At 63.9% G+C, this 22,798-nt stretch carries 20 protein-coding genes and 1 pseudogene; 8 read left to right on the top strand and 13 right to left on the bottom strand.

Going from position 1 to position 22,798, the window contains the following annotated elements:
* The 4 genes from BEK68_RS07800 to BEK68_RS07785 all read left to right on the top strand — a co-directional run.
* The coding region (locus BEK68_RS07800; protein ID WP_065851707.1) for an SRPBCC family protein at positions 1-625 on the top strand (625 nt) is incomplete at its 5' end.
* A gap of 57 nt (positions 626-682) precedes the next feature.
* Positions 683-1,714: an XdhC family protein gene (locus BEK68_RS07795; protein WP_004626801.1), complete on the top strand. Its 1,032-nt coding sequence runs from the start codon at positions 683-685 to the stop codon at positions 1,712-1,714.
* A gap of 277 nt (positions 1,715-1,991) precedes the next feature.
* Positions 1,992-3,095 carry an SDR family oxidoreductase gene (locus BEK68_RS07790; protein WP_012435498.1) on the top strand — a complete coding sequence of 368 codons (1,104 nt, stop codon included), beginning with the start codon at positions 1,992-1,994 and terminating at the stop codon, positions 3,093-3,095.
* 99 nt (positions 3,096-3,194) lie between these two features.
* Positions 3,195-3,917, top strand: a complete 723-nt coding sequence (locus BEK68_RS07785) for an MgtC/SapB family protein (RefSeq protein ID WP_004626797.1) — start codon at positions 3,195-3,197, stop codon at positions 3,915-3,917.
* Positions 3,918-3,935: 18 nt separating this feature from the next.
* On the opposite strand, the gene BEK68_RS07780 is transcribed toward BEK68_RS07785, so the two are convergent.
* The 5 genes and pseudogenes from BEK68_RS07780 to BEK68_RS07760 all read right to left on the bottom strand — a co-directional run bounded on the left by BEK68_RS07780 (position 3,936) and on the right by BEK68_RS07760 (position 10,049).
* Positions 3,936-4,403: a hypothetical protein gene (locus tag BEK68_RS07780; RefSeq protein WP_012435497.1), complete on the bottom strand. Its 468-nt coding sequence runs from the start codon at positions 4,401-4,403 to the stop codon at positions 3,936-3,938.
* Positions 4,404-4,497: 94 nt separating this feature from the next.
* Positions 4,498-6,034 (bottom strand): annotated as a pseudogene (locus BEK68_RS07775) (methyl-accepting chemotaxis protein).
* A 155-nt stretch (positions 6,035-6,189) separates the two neighbouring features.
* Positions 6,190-7,137, bottom strand: a complete 948-nt coding sequence (locus tag BEK68_RS07770; protein ID WP_012435496.1) for a fimbrial protein — start codon at positions 7,135-7,137, stop codon at positions 6,190-6,192.
* A 455-nt stretch (positions 7,138-7,592) separates the two neighbouring features.
* The gene (locus BEK68_RS07765; RefSeq protein ID WP_012435495.1) at positions 7,593-8,723 is read right to left on the bottom strand and encodes a 3-deoxy-7-phosphoheptulonate synthase; all 1,131 of its coding nucleotides are present in this window, start codon (positions 8,721-8,723) and stop codon (positions 7,593-7,595) included.
* Between the two features lie 78 nt (positions 8,724-8,801).
* Positions 8,802-10,049, bottom strand: a complete 1,248-nt coding sequence (locus tag BEK68_RS07760; RefSeq protein ID WP_012435494.1) for a DUF2252 family protein — start codon at positions 10,047-10,049, stop codon at positions 8,802-8,804.
* Between the two features lie 37 nt (positions 10,050-10,086).
* Here BEK68_RS07760 and BEK68_RS07755 point away from each other — a divergent pair, with 37 nt between their 5' ends.
* Positions 10,087-11,958 (top strand): glycoside hydrolase family 15 protein, encoded by a 1,872-nt coding sequence (locus tag BEK68_RS07755; RefSeq protein ID WP_012435493.1) that lies wholly within the window; start codon positions 10,087-10,089, stop codon positions 11,956-11,958.
* 41 nt (positions 11,959-11,999) lie between these two features.
* The gene (locus BEK68_RS07750) at positions 12,000-12,260 is read left to right on the top strand and encodes a DUF1289 domain-containing protein (protein WP_004626784.1); all 261 of its coding nucleotides are present in this window, start codon (positions 12,000-12,002) and stop codon (positions 12,258-12,260) included.
* A 69-nt stretch (positions 12,261-12,329) separates the two neighbouring features.
* Here the strand turns inward: BEK68_RS07750 and BEK68_RS07745 are convergent, their stop codons facing one another.
* Positions 12,330-13,766 (bottom strand): aldehyde dehydrogenase family protein, encoded by a 1,437-nt coding sequence (locus tag BEK68_RS07745; RefSeq protein ID WP_004626782.1) that lies wholly within the window; start codon positions 13,764-13,766, stop codon positions 12,330-12,332.
* Positions 13,767-13,918: 152 nt separating this feature from the next.
* Here BEK68_RS07745 and BEK68_RS07740 point away from each other — a divergent pair, with 152 nt between their 5' ends.
* Positions 13,919-14,434 carry a hypothetical protein gene (locus BEK68_RS07740; RefSeq protein WP_004626780.1) on the top strand — a complete coding sequence of 172 codons (516 nt, stop codon included), beginning with the start codon at positions 13,919-13,921 and terminating at the stop codon, positions 14,432-14,434.
* 194 nt (positions 14,435-14,628) lie between these two features.
* Complete coding sequence (locus tag BEK68_RS07735; protein ID WP_004626778.1) at positions 14,629-15,522, top strand: LysR family transcriptional regulator; 894 nt, start codon at positions 14,629-14,631, stop codon at positions 15,520-15,522.
* 19 nt (positions 15,523-15,541) lie between these two features.
* Here the strand turns inward: BEK68_RS07735 and BEK68_RS07730 are convergent, their stop codons facing one another.
* The 7 genes from BEK68_RS07730 to queE form a co-directional block, all read right to left on the bottom strand.
* The gene (locus BEK68_RS07730) at positions 15,542-17,089 is read right to left on the bottom strand and encodes an acetyl-CoA hydrolase/transferase family protein (protein ID WP_012435492.1); all 1,548 of its coding nucleotides are present in this window, start codon (positions 17,087-17,089) and stop codon (positions 15,542-15,544) included.
* Between the two features lie 322 nt (positions 17,090-17,411).
* Entirely contained in the window at positions 17,412-18,035 is a 624-nt protein-coding gene (locus BEK68_RS07725) for a carboxymuconolactone decarboxylase family protein (protein WP_004626773.1), read from the bottom strand.
* Between the two features lie 240 nt (positions 18,036-18,275).
* Complete coding sequence (locus tag BEK68_RS07720) at positions 18,276-19,898, bottom strand: ABC-F family ATPase (RefSeq protein WP_024541683.1); 1,623 nt, start codon at positions 19,896-19,898, stop codon at positions 18,276-18,278.
* Between the two features lie 112 nt (positions 19,899-20,010).
* Positions 20,011-20,937 carry a muramoyltetrapeptide carboxypeptidase gene (gene ldcA, locus BEK68_RS07715; protein WP_012435490.1) on the bottom strand — a complete coding sequence of 309 codons (927 nt, stop codon included), beginning with the start codon at positions 20,935-20,937 and terminating at the stop codon, positions 20,011-20,013.
* The gene (gene tadA, locus BEK68_RS07710) at positions 20,934-21,482 is read right to left on the bottom strand and encodes a tRNA adenosine(34) deaminase TadA (RefSeq protein WP_004626767.1); all 549 of its coding nucleotides are present in this window, start codon (positions 21,480-21,482) and stop codon (positions 20,934-20,936) included. Before tadA ends, ldcA begins: the two co-directional genes overlap by 4 nt.
* A gap of 19 nt (positions 21,483-21,501) precedes the next feature.
* A complete protein-coding gene (gene queD / locus BEK68_RS07705; protein ID WP_004626765.1) occupies positions 21,502-21,978 on the bottom strand; it encodes a 6-carboxytetrahydropterin synthase QueD in 477 nt (158 codons plus the stop codon).
* A 78-nt stretch (positions 21,979-22,056) separates the two neighbouring features.
* Positions 22,057-22,695: a 7-carboxy-7-deazaguanine synthase gene (gene queE / locus BEK68_RS07700; RefSeq protein ID WP_012435489.1), complete on the bottom strand. Its 639-nt coding sequence runs from the start codon at positions 22,693-22,695 to the stop codon at positions 22,057-22,059.
* Positions 22,696-22,798: the final 103 nt, after the last annotated feature.

Here is a 22,798-nt window from a genome sequence, read left to right as displayed (position 1 = left end):
GGATGCGCTGAATGACCCGGCCGTGCTGCAACGCTGCATTCCCGGCTGCGAGAGCATCACCGCCGCCGAGGGCGGCGCCAACCCCGCCTACGATGTCGCCATGACCGCCGCCGTCGGGCCCGTCAAGGCGCGTTTCAAGGGGCGCATGGAACTGGCCGACGTGGCGCCGCCGCGCAGCTACACGCTGCATTTCGACGGCCAGGGCGGCGCGGCCGGCTTCGGCAAGGGCAGCGCCCAGGTGCAGCTCACGCCCGAAGGCCCTACGGTCACGCGGCTCTCTTACACCGCAACGGCGCAGGTGGGCGGCAAGCTTGCGCAGATCGGCTCACGCCTTGTGGACGGCGCCGCGCGCAAACTGGCCGACGAGTTCTTCCAGCGCTTTGCCGCAGAATTCGGCCCCGCAGAGACGGCTGGCGTCGACGGACATGCCGTGCCGGTCGACGGCATGCCGGCCACACAGGCGATTCCCGATTTGGCCGCGGGCCAACTGCAGGCCCACGGTGCACCGCCAGGCCACGCACCCAACGTCAGCCCCGCGCTGCAACCGCGCAATCCATGGCCGTGGATCATCGTGGCGCTGGTGGCCGTGGCGGCCGCCTACCTGTTTTTGCACCACGGGGCATAATCGGTCTATTCCCCCGCAACACATCACTCAAGCGCGCGAAAGCGCAGCCAACGCATCATGGACAGCGTCGATCTTGAAGTCTTGAAAACCAGCGTTCGCTGGCTAGAACAAGGGCGGCGCGTGCTGCTCGTCACGGTAGTCAAAACGTGGGGTTCGTCGCCGCGGCCCGAAGGCGCGATGCTCGCGCTGCGCGATGACGGTGTCGTCATCGGCTCGGTCTCGGGCGGCTGCATTGAAGACGACCTCATCGACCGCGTGCGCCGCGAAGGCCTGCATTACACCAAGCCCGAAGCCGTCAAATACGGCATCAGCGCTGAAGAAGCGCATCGCTTTGGGCTGCCTTGCGGTGGCACGCTGCAACTCGTGCTGGAGCCGCTGAACGCTTCCAGCGGAATCGACGCCCTGCTGCGCGCCGTGGAAGCCGGTCAGCTCGTCGCCCGCACGCTCGACATGGCGACCGGCGCCGCAACCCTGCAGCACGCCACCGTCACTGACGGCCTGCAGTTCGACGAAGCGCGCCTCGTGACGATTCATGGGCCGCGCTACCGGATGCTCGTCATTGGTGCGGGACAGCTTTCGCGCTACCTGTGCCAGATCGCCGTGGGCCTGGATTACCAGATCACCGTCTGCGACCCGCGCGAGGAATACAGCGAAGAGTGGTCAATTCCCGGCGTGGCCATGGTCCGCACCATGCCCGACGACACAGTGATGGCCATGAAGCTCGACGAGCGCTGCGCCGTCATCGCCCTCACCCACGACCCCAAGCTCGATGACCTCGCGCTCATGGAAGCGCTCAAGACGCCAGCGTTCTACGTGGGCGCACTCGGCAGCCGCCGCAACAACGCCAACCGACGCGAGCGCCTCAAGGAATTCGATCTGAGCGATGCCGAGCTGGCGCGCCTGCATGGGCCGGTCGGCATTTACATCGGCAGCCGAACGCCGCCGGAGATCGCCATCTCGATCCTGGCCGAGGTGACGGCCGCCAAGAACGGTGTGTCGCTGCCGACCATCCTGCAAGTCGAAGGCGCCAAGGCTGCGCGCGAGATTGCCGCCAACGCCGCTTCGAGCTGCGCTGTGCCGCAGAGTTGAGTCAACCCTCTGATCGAATGGGATGCCGAAAGGCGCCTGAAAGGTTACATTCTTATAAATCGCCGATTGTGCGCAGGTTTTGGCCGCAGCGCATCATGCGAACCCCGCGGCCCGCGAACCTTGGTTCGTGTGCGCGGCTTCATTTGGCACGGCTTGCCTGTCCCCTGCCCCGAGCGCGCTGCCAATACACCGCGCCTCGCCGGTGGGGCGGCAGTCGTGTTGTTTGCAAACGGGACGGTCGCCCGTTTTGCCACCCAGGAAATTCAAGTTTTTTCGCATGAGTATTTTGCTGACCGGTGCCACCGGTTTCGTGGGCGGTGCGATTACCGCCAATCTGGCAGCCAAAGGCTTGCTGGCCGACACACGCTTTGCCGTGCGCGGCGACACGCCTGCTGAAGGGGTGGCGCGGCTGCGCAGCAACCTGCGGCGTTTTGAATTCGCACAGGGCACGCTGGACGGCATTACGGAATCGCAAATCGTCCCGTTCGATCTGCGCGATGCCGGAACCGCCAAGCTGGGCAATCCGGAAATCATCATCAACTGCGCGGCGCTGGCAACGTTTTCGAACCATCCGTCGCTGTGGGAAACCAACGTGGACGGCGTGCTGGCGCTCGGCCGGCTGGCGGCGCAAGGCTCACGCCTGAAGCGCTTCCTGCAGATCGGCACGGCCATGTCATGCGGCCAGCTGGCCGATCGCCATGTCAGCGAGAGCTGGGATGTCCCCCCGCTCGCGCAACACGCGGTGCCATACACGTATTCAAAGGGGATGGCCGAGCTGAAACTGCGCGAAGCGGTGCCCGAACTGCCGTTGGTGGTGGTGCGGCCGTCCATCGTGGTGGGCCACAGCACGCTGGGTTGCGAGCCGTCAGGCAGCATCTTCTGGATGTTGCGCATGGTGGCGCTGCTCGAGACGTTCAGCTGCCGCCTGTCCGACCGCGTCGACATCCTGCCCGTGGACGATTGCGCCGAGGCCATCGTGCAGTTGTCGACCAAGCCCAGGCTGGCGCACGACCTGTATCACGTCAGTGCCGGCGACGCGAACTCCGAGCGCATCGAAACGCTGTACCCGCGCTTCAAGCGTTGCAAGACGCCGGAAGAAGACGCACAAGCGCTGGCCGGCTACGTGTATCAGGAAAAAATTGCCGAGAAAGCATTGGCGCGTAAATTCCTGAGCCTGACGGGGGACGGCAACGTGCGACTGGTCGCGCGCTGCATTCACCTGTATGCCAAGTTCGCCAGCATGAGCTACGTGTTCGACAACACGCGGCTGGTGCAGGAGACTGGCTTCCAGCCGCGCTCCCTGCTCGCTTACCTTGACCGCTGCCTCGAGACATCGGACGCCGTGCCGATCCCAGAGCAGATGCAGTGGGACTATAAGTAGCCGTCCGGCCTCCCCGGCCCGCACGGCGTGTCATGGCGCCGTGCTATAACCATCGGCGCCCTTCACCAAGACTCCGGTCACCACAACAAGGAGCCGCCGATGACGCTGCAAGCCCTCGTCCACCTCAATGTCGCCACGCTGGTGGATTCCTTCATCAGCCTTGCCTCGGCCTTTGCGCTGGGCTCACTCATCGGCTTTGAACGGCAGGTGAGGCAGCGGACTGCGGGGCTGCGCACCAATGCGCTGGTGGCCGTGGCCGCATCGGCGTTTGTCGACATGGCCGCGCAGATCGGCACCGCATCGGACACCACCCGCGTGATTGCCTATGTGGTGTCGGGCGTAGGCTTTCTGGGTGCCGGTACCATCATGAAGGAAGGGCTGAACGTGCGCGGGCTGAACACCGCCGCCACGCTCTGGGGCTCCGCCGCCGTGGGTGCGGCGACCGGCTCCGATCTCATTGGGCAGGCCATTCTCATTACGCTGTTCGTGCTGGCCTCGAACATCCTGCTGCGGCCGGTGGTGGACCGCATCAACCGCACGCCGTTGGACAATCAGGCGAGCGAAGTCACGTACACGATGTGCGTCATCTCGACCAGCGAACGCCAGAAGGAGGCGCTGGCCGACCTGGAACGCCTGCTGGAAGAGGCCAGCTATCCAATCAGCGATCTATCGGTCGAACCCTTTGGCGACGACCATGTGGAAATTGAAGCCATGCTGATGTCGACCGCCGTGAACGCGGCCGAACTGGACCGCATCGTCGCGTCGCTGCAATCGCAGCCGCACGTGGCGCAGGCATTCTGGAACCCAAGTACGACGGAGTAACCGGGGGCAACACGCCGATCACAGTTCCTGGCTAGCCGCCAGCGCGAAGATCTTCGCCCAGCGTTTCGCTTCCCGGCGATTGCGCATCGGGATCGGCCAGTCTGCCTGCGTCTGATGTTTCAGGCGCAGCGCCAGCGTCCAGGCGCCTTCGCGCTCGACCGAGTCAGCGCCGGCAATATCGGCGAAGAGAAAGCGGCCGTCCTGCCCGTGCAACTGCAGCGTCCCCCGCTTCTGTTCGGCATCGACCGCGACCTGCCCCCAGCTTGCACTGAGCGACACAATTCGCTGGCCTTCCACGTTCACGCCATGAACGGCGCGGTAACGCCGGATGAAAGTAACGACTGCGCCGGCCAGCAGCGCCACAGCGAGCAGCACCGCCGCGCCGCCCGCCACCGCGCCGTATGCCGCGGCAACGCCCGCATACAGCCGGAGCGCGCCGTAGATCAGCAGACCAACCAACGCGAGCGCGGCAATGATGAACGGCATGAGGCGACTCCTTGAATGGACCCGTCGGTTATATCAACCGAAATGGCGTTCAAGGCAAGTCTTCGGTATGCCCCGTGCGTCGACGGGGCCAATATCAAGCGAGGCGGAACGCTGCGATGGCGGCGTTCAGGGCCTGGGCCTGTTCTTCCAGCGATTCAGCCGCGGCTGCGGCCTGCTCCACCAGTGCAGCGTTCTGCTGCGTGGCTTCGTCCATCAGCGTGACAGCCTTGTTGACCTGTTCGATGCCCGAGCTTTGCTCGTTCGATGCGGCAGCGATTTCACCCATGATGTCGGTCACGCGGCGGATGGACGACACGATGTCTTCCATCGTGCTGCCCGCGCGTTCGGCCAGCGCGCTGCCGGTCTCGACCTTGGACAGCGACGCCTCGATCATTTCCTTGATTTCCTTGGCGGCCGCTGCGCTGCGCGAGGTTGCGCACCTCACCGGCCACCACGGCAAAGCCGCGACCTTGCTCGCCGGCACGGGCGGCTTCCACCGCGGCGTTGAGCGCCAGGATGTTGGTCTGGAACGCAATGCCGTCAATCACGCCAATGATTTCCGACACTGTGCGCGACGACGCGCTGATCTCGCGCATGGTCGCCACCACATCGGTCACCACCGCGCCGCCCTGGCTGGCGACTTCCGATGCGCTGTCGGCCAACTGGCTGGCCTGGCGCGCGTTGTCGGCGTTCTGGCGCACGATGGAGGTCATCTCTTCCATGCTGGAAGCGGTTTCCTCCAGCGAGCTGGCCTGCTCTTCCGTGCGTTGCGACAAGTCTGCATTGCCGGCGGCAATCTGCTTGGTGGCGGCTCCGATCGACTCCGAGCCCGTGCGCACGCGGCGCACGGTATCGGTCAGTGCGGTCTGCATGCGGGCCAGGCCTTCGAGCAGGCGGCCCATTTCGTCATGACGGTCGATGCGCACACGCTCGGTCAGGTCACCGGCAGCAATGCGGTCGAACTGCGCCAGCGCGGCGTTCAGCGGCCCCACGATCGCGTACAGCAGCGACCAAGCACACCACAGCGCTACCACGAGCGCGATGACGATGGCGGCCACCACGATCAGCCGGAAGCGCGCATAAGCATCGCGCGATGCGTCGTAGTTGGCCTTGGAGAATGCGAGTTGCTTCTTGCTCAGGGCCAGGCTCGAATCATTGGCATCACGGAAGGCCTTTGACACTTCCTTATCCATGATCTTGTCCGCCGTGGCGCGATCACCCGCGCGCAGCGCCTTGATAATGTCGCGCAAGCTGGTGGAGGCAGCTTCGCGCTTGGTCGCAACGTCCTTGGCCAGGCGTTCCTCTTCTTCGTCGCGCGGCAAGGCCAGGTATTTCTTCCAGGCGCCATCCGCCTCGGCAATCAGCTCTTCGGTGCGGTCGAGCAGCTTCATCGCGCCCTTGTCTTCCGGATACAGCATCGCCTTGTCTAGCGCGGTGCGGGCACGCGTCAGGCTCAGATCGGATTCGCCCAGCGCCAGTGCGGACGGAAACTGGTTGGTAAAGGTCTGCTCATGCGCGCGGTTGGCATCGCGCAGCCCCAGCAAGCCAGCCACGCCAATCAGCAAGGCGAGCAGGAAGAGAACAGAAACCGAAAGCACCAGGCGGGTGCGGATGGTCAGGCGAGCGGACATGGGCGCGGCGAGAGTGGTGTGCACGGCTCTTCACGCGGCGCGACCATCGCGCCAGGCGGCTGGCTACCTGAGCACTATCGGCTGCGTAACCCGTCAACTTAAGGGCGACGGGGCAAACGCGCCTCCTTCGCCCTGCCCGTCGTCGGGCAACCGCGTTACTGATAGTCCAGCCGCAGCGAGACAGCGCCCTTTACCGAGCCGGGAGTGACCGCAGCTTCGGTCTGGAGATACGAGGCCTGCATCGGGATTGCATATGAGCCGCCAGTCGTCGTGTTGTAATCGTCGACCTTGATCGACGTGCCGAATTGGGCGGCAACGCCGTTACGGTCGGCAAGGCGTATCTTCACGCCTTTGACGGTGGAGTCGGCAGAGAGCGGCAGCACGCCCGGTGAATCCGCCACGCCGCCCATGGGCTCGAGCGTGTATCCCACCCGGTTGTATCCCTTCGGACAACTGTTGATCTTGATCTGGAAGTCGCTCACCCCGGCCACTGAACCGACACCGGTCAGCTTCCGAACGATGGTTGGCGGCAAGTCTACCGTCTGACTTGGCACGGAACACGTTCCTTCAATTCTGGTGAGCGTGGAATCGCCCAGGCTGAAGTAGTGAATGTTTTGAGTATTGCTCGTCATTGTTTTCGTGAAAAACCATGAGTGAACCAAGCGTTTTGCTGTGCTACTGCTGATTTCCACGTATGGCTCTTTGACCAACTGCACTTCAACCGGCGTGGAAAATATAACTGGAGCATCTTTCCATTGATCCACAAGTATCTGAGGTTTTCCATTCACGATGACCTGCATGGCCAAGCCGGTTAGCCGTGTTGAAACTGTCGTGTTAGGCGGGGAAACATCGGCGGCTCCTTTGGTAATCAGTTTGAAATGGTACAGCCTGCATTGAGCCTCACCACAGAGTTGCGTAGGCGTATAAAAGCGCCGTGCGACAACCGTTCCGGGTGCCAGACTGCCTGGCAGTGCATACGAGCCGGAAAAGGCGACATACTCATAGGCCGCCACGTCGTGCGGCACCATGGCCAAACCCAACACGACGAACGCCGTGGCTTTCACCATTTGCGTGCAGCGCTGAATCAATCCTTTCACAATCATCGATCTCCAAAGCCTCATTTCAGTTTTTTCCACTGGGTTTTCGGCGCAAATACGCGCTGCGCAATCAAAATGCGCTGGTCTTTGCTACGCGCTGCCGGGTGAAATTCTCAGTGTTGAGAAATGTCACGCATATAGGAGCGCTCCTAAAAACCGAAAAATCCACCCAGGCGCGGGCGGATTTGAAGAGCGGAAGATGAGCACCGGCAGGCCACGTGCGCGTGCAACGTGCACGCCGTGCGGGAGATGCGGTCTGGAAAGAGGAAAGCTGGATAAAGGGGCGGCGGTGTCACTCCACGAACGACACCGAAAAGCGTGCGGGCAGGATGCCGACACACAATGCCGGACCAAGCCGCATGCGAATGTGCAGCGGCTGGCCATCAGTGAAATGGCACTGAAACGCCGAGCTACATCATGGATAGGGAAAAGGCGACAAGCCTGAACCTGCCGCCGTCACATCACCCGTCGTACGAATACGCGCGCCGATGCCGCACCGCCTCGGCGAGTATGTCGAGTACGGGCTCCGTCTGGGTCCAGCTCAGGCACGCATCGGTGATCGACACGCCGTACTTGAGCGGCACACCCGGTTTCAGGTCTTGGCGGCCCGCTTCGAGATTGCTTTCGACCATCACGCCGACGATCCTGCGCTCGCCCTGCGAGAGTTGCCGCGCGAGATCTTGCGCAACGTCGATCTGACGTTCATGCGACTTGTTTGAGTTTGCGTGCGAGCAGTCCACCATGACCTGTTCGCGCAACTTTGCCGCGCGCAGCGCCGCGCAGGCCGCCTCGATGTGCTCGCTGCCGTAGTTCGGCCCGCCCTTGCCGCCGCGCAGGATCACGTGCGCGTCGTCGTTACCGCGCGTCTCGAAGATCGCGGCCATGCCCATCTTCGTCATCCCCATGAACGCGTGGCTGGCGCGCGCCGCGATGATCGCGTCCGACGCGACCTGCACGCCGCCGTCCGTGCCGTTCTTGAAACCGATGGGGCAGCTCAGACCCGAGGCCAGCTGTCGATGGCTCTGGCTTTCTGTCGTGCGCGCACCGATCGCGCCCCATGCGATGAGGTCCGCGATGTATTGGGGGCTCAGCAGGTCGAGGAATTCCGTCGCGGCGGGCAGCCCGAGCGCGTTGACGTCGAGCAGCAGTTGCCGCGCAGCGCGCAGCCCTTCATTGATGCGGAAGCTGCCGTCCAGGCGCGGGTCGTTGATGTAACCCTTCCAACCGACCGTCGTGCGCGGCTTCTCGAAGTAGACGCGCATCACGATCAGCAGGTCGTCCTTCAGCGCATCGGCCGCAGCCTTGAGGCGGCGCGCGTAATCGAGCGCCTGATCGTGATCGTGGATCGAGCACGGGCCGACGATCAGCAGCAACCGATCGTCACGGCCGTGCAGGATGTTGCTGATGGCACGGCGGGTGTCTTCAACGAGCGTCTGCGTATCGGCCGGCACGGGCAGCTCGTCCAGCAGCAGCGCCGGAGAAATCAGCGGACGCACCGCACCGATGCGGGTGTCGTCGATACGCGTCGTGTCTTGCGTGCCGTCGGCAACGCCCACCTCGCGATCATGCGATGGGTTGTCGAGGTTCTTCATTGCGATCTCACAGGGGTTTCAAATGGGACTCACGCACCTGCCGTCAATGGCGCGCTATCCCGCACTTACGCCACGCACTTAAGCGGCCTTGTCACCACGCGCCTCGCGGTAGTCCTCAGCAAACTCGGCCCATTGCTTCAACGACACCTTGCGGCCGTGCGCCGCCAGCTTCAGCGCCGATTTGCGCCACGCCGTGCCGGCCGCGTAGTCCTGCACCTTTTCCACGAGATCCGTCCCGTGGCGGCCACAGCCGCGCAGATGGCACCAGGCCGCCACGTGCGCCATGGTCTGCAGCGCATCGTCCAGATTGGCGACCACGTTCTTGCCGGAGCCAAGCGCCACACGGTCCGCGGTCGGCTGCAGGCTTTTGACAACGTACGACTTGGGCTTCTCGCCCTTGGCCCCGTAAACGACGCCACGCAGCAGCGCCGGCGAGATGGCCTGCGACAGGCGCTGAATGTCCACCACGCGGCCGGCTTCGCTGTGCCACGGTGCCACGCTGCACGCGTTGCCGAGCGTATCGGCCCAGACGCTCGGAATGGAAAGCTTGATGTCGATCAGCCGCAGCGTGGCGGGGTCGTTCTCCGGGCGCGCAAGCACGGAATAGCGCTCCAGCCCCAGACTGCCGGTGCCGGCAATGCGCCGCGCCACATCGATGGCGATAAAGCGCTGGTTGTGGCTACCCCTGCTGGTGCCATTGCCCTGCTCGCCATAGGCCTGCAGGATGCGGCGTGCGCGGCGGGCCTCATCCTTGCTAGCCCGCAAGGTGTGGCGGCCGTCGATGCGCAGGTGGATTTGGTTGCCATCGCGCTCGGTGCGTTGCGCGAGGTAGGCGGCGCGATTGCGCTTGCGCAGGCCGCGCAGCAGGTCGCGCACGATACCGGTGGCGGTGGCGCGCTCCACCCAGCGCGGCTTGCCATCGACCAGCGCCGCGGCGTACGTGTCCAGAAAGCGGCGGCACAGGTTGTTGGCATCTTCGTCGGCCAGTTTCCAGCCATAGGCGGCAACCTGCAGGCTCGACAGCACGCGCACCAGGTCGACCGTAAACGGCGCGGCGAGGGCTTCGTCAAAGTCGTTCATGTCGAAGTAGACCAGGCCGTTGTCGCCCTTGAAGCTGCCGAAGTTTTCAAGGTGGAGGTCGCCGCAGACCAGCGTGCGGGGTGCGTCGTGCAGCAAGGCAGCATCGGCCAGCGACGCGGCGTACAGGTTGTTGGTGCCGCGAAAGAATGAAAACGGGTCGGCGGCAATGGCATCCAGTTTTCGGGTGAGCCTTTCCGGATCACGCCCAGCGTTGTATTCAAGAAGGATACGGGTGGTTTCATGCATGGTCTCGGCCTCGTTGAAGTACGTGGAGTGGAGTGCAATGCCCTCAAGAATTGAAGATTACGCGTTGATTGGCGATTGTGAAACCGCGGCACTGGTTTCGCGCGACGGCTCCATCGATTGGCTGTGCTGGCCTCGGTTCGATTCAGGCGCCTGTTTTGCCGCGCTGCTTGGCACGCCGGACCACGGCCGGTGGCGCATCGCTCCGCAAGGCGAGGTCCGCGCCACGCGCCGACGCTACCTGCCTGGCACGCTCGTGCTGGAGACCGTCTTCGAGACCGACACCGGTTCCGCCAGCGTGACCGACCTGATGACGGCCCGCTTGCCCGGCATCGCCGGCGCACGGGACGACACCTCTGAGCTCATCCGCATCGTGCGCGGGCTCTCCGGCACCGTCGAAATGCGTATGGACCTTACGCTGCGGTTCGATTACGGCGCGTCTGTACCGTGGGTCAGCCGCGTGTCCGAAGTCACGGGGGCGCCGCCTGAAGGCAGGTGCGACATGCCCGATTGCGTGCTCCGGGCCGTGGCCGGGCCCAACATGACGACACTGCGCACCGCCGCCCCAATCCGAGGCGAAAATCTCTCCACCGTAGCGGATTTTTCCGTGAGCGAAAGCGAGGCGATGCCCTTCGTGCTGACGTATTCGCCGTCGCACCTGCCCTTGCCCGACTCCATCGACGCGCTGGAGGCGCAGGTCGACATCGAGGCACGTTGGCGCGCGTGGTCCGGCCGCTGTCACGGCGCTGGCGAATGGACCGAAGCAGTGGAACGCTCGCTCATCACCCTCAAGGCGCTGACGTACCACCGCACCGGCGGCGTCGTGGCCGCGCCAACAACGTCGCTGCCCGAACAGCTCGGCGGGGTGCGCAACTGGGACTACCGCTACTGCTGGCTGCGCGACGCCACGCTCACGCTGCTCGCGCTCATGAATGCGGGCTACTACAACGAGGCACGCTCCTGGCGTGAATGGCTCGAACGCGCCATCGCCGGCAGCCCCGCACAAGTGCAGATCATGTACGGCATTGCCGGCGAACGGCGCCTGGGCGAGTGGACCGTCCCCTGGCTGCCCGGCTACGAAGGCGCGCAGCCCGTACGCGTGGGCAATGCGGCCGCGCTGCAGCTCCAGCTCGATGTGTACGGCGAGTTGATGGACGCCCTCTTCATCGCCCGCAAAGGCGGCCTTGACGGGGACGATGCCTCCTGGCGCCTGCAGGTCGCGCTGATGACCCATCTGGAGAGCGTCTGGCAGACGCCCGACGAAGGCATCTGGGAGATCCGCGGGCCCTCGCGCCATTTCACGCATTCCAAGGTCATGGCGTGGGTGGCGTTCGACCGCGCCGTCAAAACCATCGAGCAATTCAATGTAGACGGGCCCGTGGAGCGCTGGCGAGCCGTGCGCGACCGCATCCACGCGGAGGTCTGCGCCCACGGCTACAATGCCGCGCGTGGCTGCTTCGTGCAGAGCTACGGCGGGCACGAGCTGGACGCTGCACTTCTCATGCTGCCGCTGGTGGGTTTTCTGCCGGCATCCGACCCGCGCATCCAGGGCACGGTCAAGGCCATCGAAGAAGACCTGCTCGTCGATGGCCTCGTGCGCCGCTACCGCACCGAAGCCGTGACCGACGGCCTGCCCCAGGGCGAGGGCGTGTTCCTGGCCTGCAGCTTCTGGTATGTCGACAACCTCGTCATGCAAGGTCGCCAGGACGAAGCCCGCGCGCTCTTCGCCAAGCTGCTGGCACTGCGCAACGACGTGGGCCTGCTGGCCGAGGAATACGACCCACGCGTGCAACGGCTCGTTGGCAACTTCCCGCAAGCGTTTTCGCATATCGCGCTGGTCAATTCCGCGCTGGCGCTATCCAAGGCGGCCGATCATGTCAGCCAGCGCACTGGGGAACCCCCGTGCAGCTGACGTGCAGCTGACGTCCGGCCGAAGCCGGTAAAATACCGGCCATGACCGAATCGACTGCTTTCAGCCCCATGCCAGACGACGCAACCAGTGCTTCCGACAGCACCCTGCTGGGCCGCCCAGACAGCCCCTGCATCGGCATCTGCTCCACGCTCTTCGACGAGGTCTGCCAAGGCTGCGGGCGCACGCAGCTGGAGGTCAGCAACTGGGTCTTCATGACCGACGAAGAGCGCAACGCGGTCTGGACGCGCATCCTGGCCGAAGGCACCGCCCAGGGCTACAACGCTGACGGCAGCCGCAAGTAGGCGGAGGGCGTCAAACGCAAAAAACCCGGCCGAGGCCGGGTTTTTCATTGGTGCTGCACGTGGGGCAGATCAGGCCGTCTTGGCGGGATTGAGTTGCAGCGCCTTGTACTCCAGGAACTCCTCCAGGCCGTACTTGCCGTTCTCGCGCCCGTTGCCGGATTGCTTGTAGCCGCCAAACGGCGCCTGCATGTTGAACGGCCCGCCGTTGATATTGACCTGGCCCGTGCGAATGCGCCGCGCCACGCGAATCGCCCGCGCCTCGTCGCCCGACCACACACCGCCGCCCAGGCCGTAGATGCTGTCGTTGGCAATGCGGACGGCCTCTTCCTCGTCGTCGTAGCAGATCACGGTCAGCACAGGGCCGAAGATCTCTTCGCGCGCCACGGTGTCGGTGGTCTTCACGTTACCCAGCACCGTCGGCTTGACAAAGTAACCGGTGGACAGGCCTTCCGGCGCGTCGGCGCCCCCGGTAATGAGTTCCGCGCCCTCCTCCAGCCCCTTGCGGATGTAGCCCAGCACGCGGTCGCGCTGCACGGCAGAGATGAGCGGCCCCAGGCGCGTCGATTCCTGCGCCGGATCGCCCGGCACGTAGGCAGCGGCAAACTGCGCGGCCAGCGCCTTCACTTCTTCATACTTGGCACGCGGCACCAGCATGCGCGTGTGCGCCGAGCACGTCTGCCCGGAGTTCAGGAAACACGCCGACAGCGTGCCCTTGACCGCCGATGCCAGGTCCGCGTCATCCAGGATCACCGAGGCCGACTTGCCGCCCAGCTCCAGCGCCACCCGCTTGACCGACTGCGATGCGAGTTCCGCCACGCGCTTGCCCGCACGCGTGGAGCCCGTGAACGACACCATGTCGACCTCCGGGTCGCTTGCCAGCACCTCGCCCACCACCGGGCCATAGCCGGTGACAAGGTTGAACACGCCCGGCGGCAAGCCGGCTTCTTCAATGACTTCCGCCAGCACGAACGCGTTGAGCGGTGCCACTTCCGACGGCTTGAGCACCACCGTGCAGCCGGCCGCCAGCGCGGGCGCAACCTTCAGCGTGATCTGGTTGAGCGGGTAGTTCCACGGCGTGATGGCGCCCACCACGCCCACGGGCTCGCGCACCACCAGCGAGTTGCCGACGTGCTCTTCAAATTCAAACGTGCTGAGCAGCTTGGCGAAATTGCCCCAGTTGTAGACCGGGCCGCCCACCTGGATGGCACGCGCCAGCTTGATCGGCATGCCGACTTCGCCGGCAATCAGCTGCGCCAGCTCTTCGCTGCGGGCATGCAGGCCGTCGGCAATCTTCTGGATGTATTCGGCGCGCTTGGTCACGGGCGTGGCAGCCCAGTCATCAAATGCGGCGCGCGCGGCGGCCACGGCGGCTTCCGCGTCGGCCGCGCTGCCTTCGGGAATGGTCCCCATCACGGCTTCCGTGGCCGAATGAATCACTTCAATGACGCCCTTGCCCTGCGGCGCCACCCACTTGCCATTGATAAAAAGCTTGTCGCGTTGCTGCATCGTCGGTCGTCTCGCTCTGGTGGATGCGCGATTTGCGCGTTGTGCTATCCGGGTTGCGACTGAGCCCTACATCGCCCCCGGGCGGTTATGATCGGTCTATTGTAGAGCCACCAGAGCGCACACCGCAGACGCGCCGGCCGAGGGAGACGACCATGACCACCCGCATCTATCAGAAGACCGAAAAAGGTCAGGACGAGATCCGAACGCGCGCGAACCACCTCGACCAGCGTCACCGCGCGGTGCTCCTGATGATCAATGGCGAGAAAACCTGCGACGACATCCTCGTGCAGCTTCAGCCGCTCGGCATGACGCAAGCGGTATTCGACGAGCTGGAGGGAGGGGGGTATATCCGCCCGCACATGCCCATGGCGACCACGGCAAAGGTGGAGCCGGCCGCTGCATCCGTGCCCGCCCCCGTCGACTCTTCAAAAGAGCCGGCCGCCGAAGGCTATCAACGCCTCTATCGCTTCTATACCGAAACCATCAGCCGGTATCTCGGCCTGCGCGGCTATCTGCTGGAGATGAAGGTGGAGAAAGCCGGCAACGTCGCAGAACTCGTCGCCCTGCGCGACACGCTCAAGGCAGCCCTCAGCAAAACGCGCGGCGAGCCCGAGACCAGCAACCTGATCGCCCAGCTGGATCTGCTGATCGACGAGGCAACAGGCTGACTGCAACGTATGCCGGACTGCATGAAAGGCGGCCGCATGAGCCGCCTTTCTTTTGTCGAGTGCCGTTGCGTGCGCGTGTCCATCAGACATGCACACACAGGCCCGCACGATGTTGAGGCCATCGCGTCGTGGAGTGGGAAAACTTCATTACCATGGCGAATTCCATTCGCGTGCTTCATGGCTAAGGTCCGTCCATGCCCATCGATATCCGAGCCCTTCGTTACTTTGTCGAAACCGCGCGGCTGCAGAGCTTCACGCAGGCGGCGAGCTCGCTCTCGGTGACACAGTCCACCATCAGCAAGATGGTGCGTCAGCTCGAAAACGAGGTCGGCCAGCCGCTGCTGATCCGCGAAGGCCGGCAGGTGCGGCTCACTGACGTGGGCCGGGTCGTGTACGCACGCGGGCAGGAAACGCTGGGCGTGGTGCACAGGCTGACGCTTGAAGTCGCTGATCTGTCCTCGCTCGGACGGGGCGAACTGACGGTCGGCATCCCACCGATGGTGAATCTGTTCTTTTCGCCCGTCGTGAGCGCGTTTCGTCAGCGTTATCCGAATCTGGTACTGAACTTGGCAGAGTACGGCGGCAAAACGGTGGAACAGCAGGTGGCCAGCGGCGAACTGGAAGTGGGCGCCACCGTTCTGCCCGGCGATAGTGGGCTCGAACTCGCCACGCGACAGTTTGCAAAGTATCCGATCTGGGTGGTGGGACCGCGCAAAGCGAAATGGGCCAAAGGCAGGACCGTCACCCTCACGGCACTGCGCGACGAACCGCTGCTATTGCTGGCCGAGGATTTCTCCCTGACGCGCAAGCTGCGACAGGCCTTTCTCGAAGCCCGTATCGAGCCGCACATCGCTGCGCGGAGCGGGCATTGGGAATTCCTCGCCTCGATGGCCGCTGCGGGACTGGGCACGACTTTTTTGCCGCAGCCGCTGGTGGCCAACCTCGCGAACCGTGACAAGCTGGCCGTGGCACGCCTGACCGCCCCCGACATGGATTGGGCGCTCGCGCACCTGTGGTCGCCCGGCCGCTACCTGTCGCACGCCGCTCGCGCGTGGCTCGCGACGTGCCAGGAAGTGCTCGGCGCCTGAGCAGCGGCTGCGACGCGCGTCAAGCGCTGAGGGCGGGTTCCGGGAGCAGACTTTCACCTGTGAGCCCGGCTGAGGCCATCGAGCCCTGGTCGCGAAACCGGACATGCCAGGCCAGCGCCTCCTCCAGGAGGTGGGGCGTATGCCCGCCGCGCCGCTGCGCGCGCACAACGTAGTCGCGCAGCAGCTCGCGGTAGCGCGGATCAGCGCAGTTGCTGATGATCTGCACAGCACGCTCGCGCGGCGCCAACCCGCGCAGATCGGCCAGTCCATGTTCGGTAACGATGATGTCGACGTCGTGTTCGGTATGGTCCACATGCGAGACCATCGGCACGATGCTCGAGATGTCGCCGGCCTTGGCCAATGACTTGGTCACGAAGACTGACAGATGCGCGTTGCGCGCGAAGTCGCCCGAGCCGCCGATGCCGTTCATCATGTGCGTTCCGCCCACGTGCGTCGAATTCACGTTGCCGTAGATATCGCATTCCAGCGCGGTATTGATGGTGATCAGGCCCAACCGGCGGATCACTTCCGGGTGGTTGCTGATCTCCTGCGGTCGCAGAATCACCCGCGTCTTGTAGCGTTCCAGTTCTGACAGAAACCGCTTGTAGACCGGGCGTGACAGCGTGATCGACGAGGCCGAGGCAAACGCCAGCTTGCCCGAGTCGAGCAGCTCGATGGAGCTGTCCTGCAAAACCTCCGAATACATCTTGAGGTCATGGAACGGCGAGTCGATGAAGCCATGCAGGACCGCGTTGGAGATCGTTCCGATACCCGCCTGCAGCGGCTGCAGCGTGGGCGAAAGACGGCCCGTGCGCACCTCGCGCGCCAGGAATGCGTTCAGATGCCCCGCGATGGCATTGGTCTCCGCATCGGGCGGCAACACGTTGGACGGGCTGTCGTCCTGCCCCGTGATGACGATGGCAGCGATCTTGCGCGGATCGATCGGGATAGACGGCAGGCCGATGCGCTGCTCCGCTGCAATGAGTGGAATCGGCTGGCGATAGGGCCGCTGCACCGGAAAGAAGATATCGTGCAGCCCTTCCAGATTGGCGGGCATGTTCAGGTTGATCTCGACGATCACCTGCTTCGCCAGCACCGCGAAACTTGCGGAATTACCGACCGACGTAGTCGGCACGATGCCGCCGTTCTCGGTGATGGCCGTGGCTTCGACAACCGCCACATCCAGCGGTGCAATCTGCCGCGAACGCAGTTGCTCGACGGTTTCCGACAAGTGCTGGTCAATGAACATGACCTCGCCTGCGTTGATCTTGCGCCGAAGGGTGGCATCGGCCTGGAACGGCAGGCGACGGGCAATCACATCGGCTTCGGCCAATACCTTGTCAATGTCGTTACCCAGCGAGGCGCCGGTCATCAGGGTAATGCGCAGCGGCTCGTGCGCGGCACGCCGGGCCAGGGCAAACGGCACGGCCTTGCAGTCGCCGGCACGGGTGAAACCGCTCATGCCGACCGTCATGCCATCGTGGATCAGGGTCGCGGCTTCGTCCGCAGACACCACTTTGTCCAGCAGGGATTGCAGGCGAATGCGGCCGCCAATATCAGAGGTCATCTCGTCTCCTTGGTACTTCGCCGAGCCTGACTTTGGCGCTTCTTGTTGTGATGTAGGGCGCCCCGTCAGCAGGTCTCGGCCTATTCACTGGGATATGCAGACCAGTGTAGCGACGGCCATGCATTCTGATGGCGATAAAAAATCATGAAACCCAGTCGGTTTTTTCATAGATGGTCCACTTTGCCGACATGCTTCAGTCGATTGCGGCGAAGACCAAAAACAAAGGGCCGCACATTGGCGGCCCCTTGATGACGGCAAAGAATCGGTGTTCACCCTGCGCGGCATCACAGCTGCGCGCAGTCCTCGTTCGACGGCACAGCGGTCAAGGCTCCGGAAAACGCGCGAGCTTGGCGGCGTTCTTGGGTGCCGGATACTGCGCCACGTTCATTTCCATGGCGAGCAGCGTGTAGTAGCCGCAGATGCCCGTCATGTCTACGATACCCTTGTTGCCGAACCGCTTTTCCGCCCGGGTATAGGTTTCGTCGGCCACGCGCTTGTTGCGGATCAGCTCCGTCGCGAAGTCGTAGACGATCTCCTCGTCCTCGCTCATGCCCGTGGGGCGGCGGCCATCGGCAATGGCATCGGCAATACCGGGTTTGATACCCGCCTTCAGGGCGATCGGATGGTGCACATACCACTCGTAATCCTGGCTCCACTCTCGCGCGGTGATCAGGATGACCAATTCGCTCAGCGTGTTGCCAATCGCGGAGTGATATCGCAGATAGTCGCCCATTGCGCGGGCCTGGCTCATCACCTCGGGGCTATGCATCAGGGGCTCGAAAGGACCGAATACCGGCACCTTGCGCGCAGCCTGAAAGTCCTGCGCCGCCTTGGTCTGTTCGGCGTTGTACTTGTCCGGCGGAATGGTTGGTAGGCGCTCAGCTGCGTGTGCAGACGTCATCAGCACCAGGGCGGCTGTCGATAGTAAGGTCAGTACGTTTTTCAACGTGAGTCTCCTCATATGTTTTGATTGTTCTTTGTTGGCGCTCAACGCAGCCGCAAGGATGCTGTGCCGCGTTCTGCCAAGGCATTCTGGAATCGGGAGGAGGCACTGTCAACGCGGCCTCGGCGAGCCGCACGTGAGAGACCGATCCGGATCGGAAACACATGTTCGCCTCGCGGGGACGCCCGAAAAAAAAAGAGGCCGCACATCGGCGGCCCTTTGGCTACGGCAAAAGATCGGGGGTCAGACTTCGACGCCCTGGCTCTGCAGGTATTCGTCGTAGGTGCCGAGGTAGTCGGTGAGCGTGCCGTCCGGGCGCACTTCGATCACACGCGTGGCCAGGGCGCTGATCAACTCGCGATCGTGCGACACGAAGATCAGCGTGCCTTCGAACTTGTCGAGCGCGATCTGCAGCGACTCGATGGACTCCATGTCCATGTGGTTGGTCGGCTCGTCCAGCGCCAGCACGTTGTGGCGGCCGAGCATGAGCTTGCCCCAGATCATGCGGCCCTTCTCGCCACCGGAGAGCACCTTCACACTCTTCTTGATGTCGTCGGCCGAGAACAACAGGCGGCCCATGGTGCCGCGCAGCGATTGGTCGTCATCGCCGGCTTGCGTCCACTGGCTCATCCAGTCCATCAGGTCGCGGTCTTCGGGGAATTCTTCGTAGGTGTCCTGCGGCATGTAGCCGACATTGGCGTTCTCGGCCCACTTGACGGTGCCACCGTCGATCTCGATGCCGCGCTGCACGCCGGTCTTCACGGCGCCGTTCAGCAGGCAACGCAGCAACGTGGTCTTGCCCGCGCCGTTCTCACCAATGATGGCGATCCGCTCGCCCGCCCGCACGGCCATCGTCAGGCCATCGAAAATCTTGCGGTCGTACGTCTTGCGCGCGTTCTCGGTTTCCACCGCCAGGTTGTGCAGCTTCTTCTCCATCTCGAAACGGACGAACGGGTTCTGGCGCGACGACGGCTTGATGTCTTCCACCTTGATCTTGTCGATCATCTTCAGGCGCGACGTAGCCTGGCGCGCCTTGGACTTGTTGGCCGAGAAGCGACGCACGAAGTCCTGCAGGTCGGAGATGCGCTCCTTGGCCCGGGCGTTGGCGGCCTGCAGGCGCTCGCGCGCCTGCAGGGAGGCTTGCATGTAGTCGTCGTAGTTGCCCGGGTAGACCTTGAGCGTGCCGTAATCCATGTCGGCCATGTGCGTGCAGACCGAGTTCAGGAAGTGGCGATCGTGGGAAATGATGATCATGGTGGAGTTGCGCTCGTTGAGCACCGATTCCAGCCAGCGGATCGTGTTGATGTCGAGGTTGTTGGTCGGCTCGTCCAGCAGCAGCACGTCCGGGTTCGAGAACAGCGCCTGCGCCAGCAGCACGCGCAGCTTCCAGCCGGGCGCAACGTTGCTCATCGTGCCGTTGTGCTGGTCGGTCGGAATGCCCACGCCCATCAGCAGTTCACCCGCGCGCGCTTCCGCCGTGTAGCCGTCGTATTCGGCGTACTTGGCCTCCAGGTCGGCGGCCTTCATGTAGTCGTCGTCAGTGGCTTCCGGGTTCGCGTAGATGGCATCGCGCTCCTGCGCGGCGGCCCACATTTCGGTGTGGCCCATCATCACCACGTCCAGCACGCGCATGTCTTCGTAGGCGAACTGGTCCTGACGCAGCTTGCCCAGGCGCACGCCCGGTTCCAGCATCACGTTGCCTGCGCTCGGCTCCAGATCGCCGCCCAGGATTTTCATGAAGGTCGACTTGCCGCAACCGTTGGCGCCGATCAGGCCATAGCGATTGCCCTCGCCAAACTTGACCGAGATGTTCTCGAACAAGGGCTTGGGCCCGAACTGCATGGTGATGTTGGCGGTGGAAAGCACGTGGAAACCTTGATTTGAAAAGCGGTGATCTGGCGCGGCAAGCACTTGACCGGACGCCATTTGGAGAACCCGAGATTTTACCACCCGGACGTGACCCGGATGGCCGGAAGACTTATGCCTTCAGTGTCGGGTATCCCGACAAGTGCAGCGTAAAGCCCGCGGCGTCGACATCCAGCTCGGCTTGTGCGCCAATCGGCAGCGTCGCCTTGGTCGGGCAATGGCCGAACGGCAAGCCGGTGACGACCGGAATCGACAGGCGTTCGGCCAGATAATCGCGCATGGCGTCGAAATCGTAGCCGGCGTCGTACGGCGTGGTGCGATATCCGGAGAAATCGCCAAACAACAGCGCCTGCTGCGCATCGAGCACGCCAGCCTGCTGCAATTGCAGCAGCATGCGTTCAACGCGGTACGGATGCTCGTTGATGTCCTCAACAAACAGGATGCCGTCGCGGATATCCGGCAGATACGGCGTGCCGATCAGGCTGCACAGCATGGCCAGATTGCCGCCCCATAGCGTGCCGGCGTAGCGGCCCGGCCGTGCGCAGCCAGTCGGTTGCGGACCATCCACGCGCAACGCATAGGTCGGGTTTCGCAAGATGCCCCAGAAGTGCTCGACCATGAACGGGTCGACCGTCTCCAGCCCGAAGTCCGAACACACATGCGGGCCGGCAAACGTCACGCCGCCGGTGGCCGCCAGGTACGCCAGCGAAAACACGGTGAAATCGCTGTGACCGACGATGATGGCGTCGGTCGCCTGCGCGCGGCGGCCGATGTCGATGAAGTCGATATGGTCCAGCAAGCGCGTCAGGCCATACCCCCCACGAATGGCCATGGCGATTTCCTGGCCACCGCCCGTACCGATCTGGTTTAGGTCTGCCAGCCGCGCAAGTTCACCGCCGGCAAAACGCTGATGCTGCCGGCTCAGGCACTCGCGGTTGACGACCGTGCAGCCCTGCGCTTCCAGTGCCGCCACGCCGCGCTCGGCGATGGCCGCATCGTTCGGATAACCGGAAGGCGCAATCAGGCGGACAGTGGTCATGTGGCGGATTCGTCGGATTCAGTAGCGGCCAGGCGTGCGGCCTTCTGGGTTGCGCGGCGCTCGGCGAAGAAGGCGCGCAGCATGTCGCCGCACTCCTGCGCGAGCACGCTGCCGGTGATGGCGGTCTGATGGTTCAGCCGCGTTTCTGCAAACAGGTCGAGGATGCTGCCCGCGGCGCCCGTCTTGGGATCGGGCGCGCCGTAGACGACGCGCGCCACGCGGGCATGCAGCATGGCGCCGGCGCACATCACGCAAGGCTCCAGGGTCACGAAGACTTCGCAGTCGGGCAGGCGGTAGTTGCCGAGCTTCTCGGCGGCCTGGCGCAGCGCGCGCATCTCGGCATGCGCGGATGGGTCGTGCGTGCCAATCGGGGCGTTGTAGCCGACGCCGACGATCTCGTTGCCGCGCACAACCACGGCACCCACCGGCACCTCGCCCTGCCCCCACGCGAACTTTGCCTGCACGAGCGCCTGCTGCATCCAGTAGCCGTCGCGCTCATGGGCGGACATGTCGGCAGGCGGGATGAGGACGTGCGGTGTGGTCATGCGATCCGGCGCTGTCGCATCAATCCTGTTCGTGCGGACGCGCGAGCTTCACGTCGGCCCAGCAATTCGGGGTTTCGTACAGCACGAGCTTGGACAGGCGCAGATGGTGCCCGAACGCGTTGCGGAACACCGGCTCAAGAATATCGAACGCGACCTGCGCGAGATTCTCCACGGTGGGCACGTCGTTGAGCACAACGGTCTTGTGGCCGCCTTCCATGTCGTTCAGGAATTCAACCAGCTTGGTATCGCCGCGATAGACGAGGAACGCGTGGTCCCACAGGTCGACGAGGTGCTTGTTGGCGAGCTGCTTGACGTCGCCAAAGTCGAGGATCATGCCGTCGTCGGCAGCCTTGTCGTTATGCAGGACTTCGCCGGTGAGCGTGAGTTCGAGCTGATAGCGATGCCCGTGCAGGTTGCGGCACTGGCCGGCATGGCCGGGGATGCGGTGGCCGGCGTCGAATTCGAGCCGGCGCGTAATGGAAACGGTCTTGGTCATGGAGCAAGGTGGCGGCAGCGGGCGCCGCGAAACGGCTGGAACCGGCAGGAAACCGGGGACAAAGTGCTGCGGCCCGCCTTAGCGGATGCCCAGCATCTTATGGGTTTGCAGCGACAGGCGCCAGCGCGGACGGCGCTGGCACAGCTCAACGGCTGCCGCCGTATTCTGCCGGGCAAGCGGGCCGTCCATGGCCTGCAGGAAGAAATGCTGGAAATCCAGCCGTTCGTATGCGTCGAGGTCCTGCCCGTCTTGCGGAATCACCACCTTCAGCTCGTCGCCGCGCGTGACGACCAGTTCGGAACCCATCTTCGGGCTCACGCACACCCAGTCGATGCCTTCCGGCACGGCGATGGTGCCGTTGGTTTCGATGGCGATTTCGAAACCGCGTGCGTGCAGCGCGTCGATCAGCGGCTTGTCGAGTTGCAGCAGCGGTTCGCCGCCGGTGCAGATGACGAGCGGTTTGCCGCCCGTGGCGCTGGCCGGCCATTCGGCGGCAACGGTATCGGCGAGTGCCTCGGCGGTGGTGTATTTGCCGCCTTGCGTGCCGTCCGTGCCGACGAAGTCGGTGTCACAGAACTGGCAGACGGCGGTGGCGCGATCGGCTTCGCGCCCACTCCAGAGATTGCAGCCGGCAAAGCGGCAGAAGACAGCTGCGCGGCCGGTGTTGGCACCCTCGCCTTGCAGCGTGTAGAAGATTTCCTTGACGGCGTAAGTCATGTCTGAACGGTGGCATTCACAGGAGAACGACGCAGAAGCGACGTATTTCCCGCGCAAACCGTACCAGTGCCCACTAGTGATTAACCCAATATTGTTTCACAAA

Origin of the sequence: Ralstonia pickettii, assembly GCF_001699815.1 — a bacterium.
Classification (GTDB): Bacteria; Pseudomonadota; Gammaproteobacteria; order Burkholderiales; family Burkholderiaceae; genus Ralstonia; species Ralstonia thomasii.
The sequence above is the reverse complement of the archived record's forward strand: the minus strand, read 5'-3'. Positions and strand labels throughout refer to the sequence as shown.

Excerpts from the sequence above, each read along its gene's own strand:
- BEK68_RS07790 (WP_012435498.1), top strand. The coding sequence starts at position 1,992 with ATGAGTATTTTGCTGACCGGTGCCACCGGTTTCGTGGGCGGTGCGATT.
- BEK68_RS07770 (WP_012435496.1), bottom strand. The coding sequence starts at position 7,137 with ATGATTGTGAAAGGATTGATTCAGCGCTGCACGCAAATGGTGAAAGCC.
- queD (WP_004626765.1), bottom strand. The coding sequence starts at position 21,978 with ATGACCAAGACCGTTTCCATTACGCGCCGGCTCGAATTCGACGCCGGC.
- BEK68_RS07795 (WP_004626801.1), top strand. The coding sequence starts at position 683 with ATGGACAGCGTCGATCTTGAAGTCTTGAAAACCAGCGTTCGCTGGCTA.
- BEK68_RS07780 (WP_012435497.1), bottom strand. The coding sequence starts at position 4,403 with ATGCCGTTCATCATTGCCGCGCTCGCGTTGGTTGGTCTGCTGATCTAC.
- BEK68_RS07785 (WP_004626797.1), top strand. The coding sequence starts at position 3,195 with ATGACGCTGCAAGCCCTCGTCCACCTCAATGTCGCCACGCTGGTGGAT.
- ldcA (WP_012435490.1), bottom strand. The coding sequence starts at position 20,937 with ATGACCACTGTCCGCCTGATTGCGCCTTCCGGTTATCCGAACGATGCG.
- queE (WP_012435489.1), bottom strand. The coding sequence starts at position 22,695 with ATGACTTACGCCGTCAAGGAAATCTTCTACACGCTGCAAGGCGAGGGT.
- BEK68_RS07745 (WP_004626782.1), bottom strand. The coding sequence starts at position 13,766 with ATGCAGCAACGCGACAAGCTTTTTATCAATGGCAAGTGGGTGGCGCCG.
- BEK68_RS07750 (WP_004626784.1), top strand. The coding sequence starts at position 12,000 with ATGACCGAATCGACTGCTTTCAGCCCCATGCCAGACGACGCAACCAGT.
- BEK68_RS07735 (WP_004626778.1), top strand. The coding sequence starts at position 14,629 with ATGCCCATCGATATCCGAGCCCTTCGTTACTTTGTCGAAACCGCGCGG.
- BEK68_RS07765 (WP_012435495.1), bottom strand. The coding sequence starts at position 8,723 with ATGAAGAACCTCGACAACCCATCGCATGATCGCGAGGTGGGCGTTGCC.
- BEK68_RS07755 (WP_012435493.1), top strand. The coding sequence starts at position 10,087 with ATGCCCTCAAGAATTGAAGATTACGCGTTGATTGGCGATTGTGAAACC.
- BEK68_RS07740 (WP_004626780.1), top strand. The coding sequence starts at position 13,919 with ATGACCACCCGCATCTATCAGAAGACCGAAAAAGGTCAGGACGAGATC.
- BEK68_RS07730 (WP_012435492.1), bottom strand. The coding sequence starts at position 17,089 with ATGACCTCTGATATTGGCGGCCGCATTCGCCTGCAATCCCTGCTGGAC.
- tadA (WP_004626767.1), bottom strand. The coding sequence starts at position 21,482 with ATGACCACACCGCACGTCCTCATCCCGCCTGCCGACATGTCCGCCCAT.
- BEK68_RS07760 (WP_012435494.1), bottom strand. The coding sequence starts at position 10,049 with ATGCATGAAACCACCCGTATCCTTCTTGAATACAACGCTGGGCGTGAT.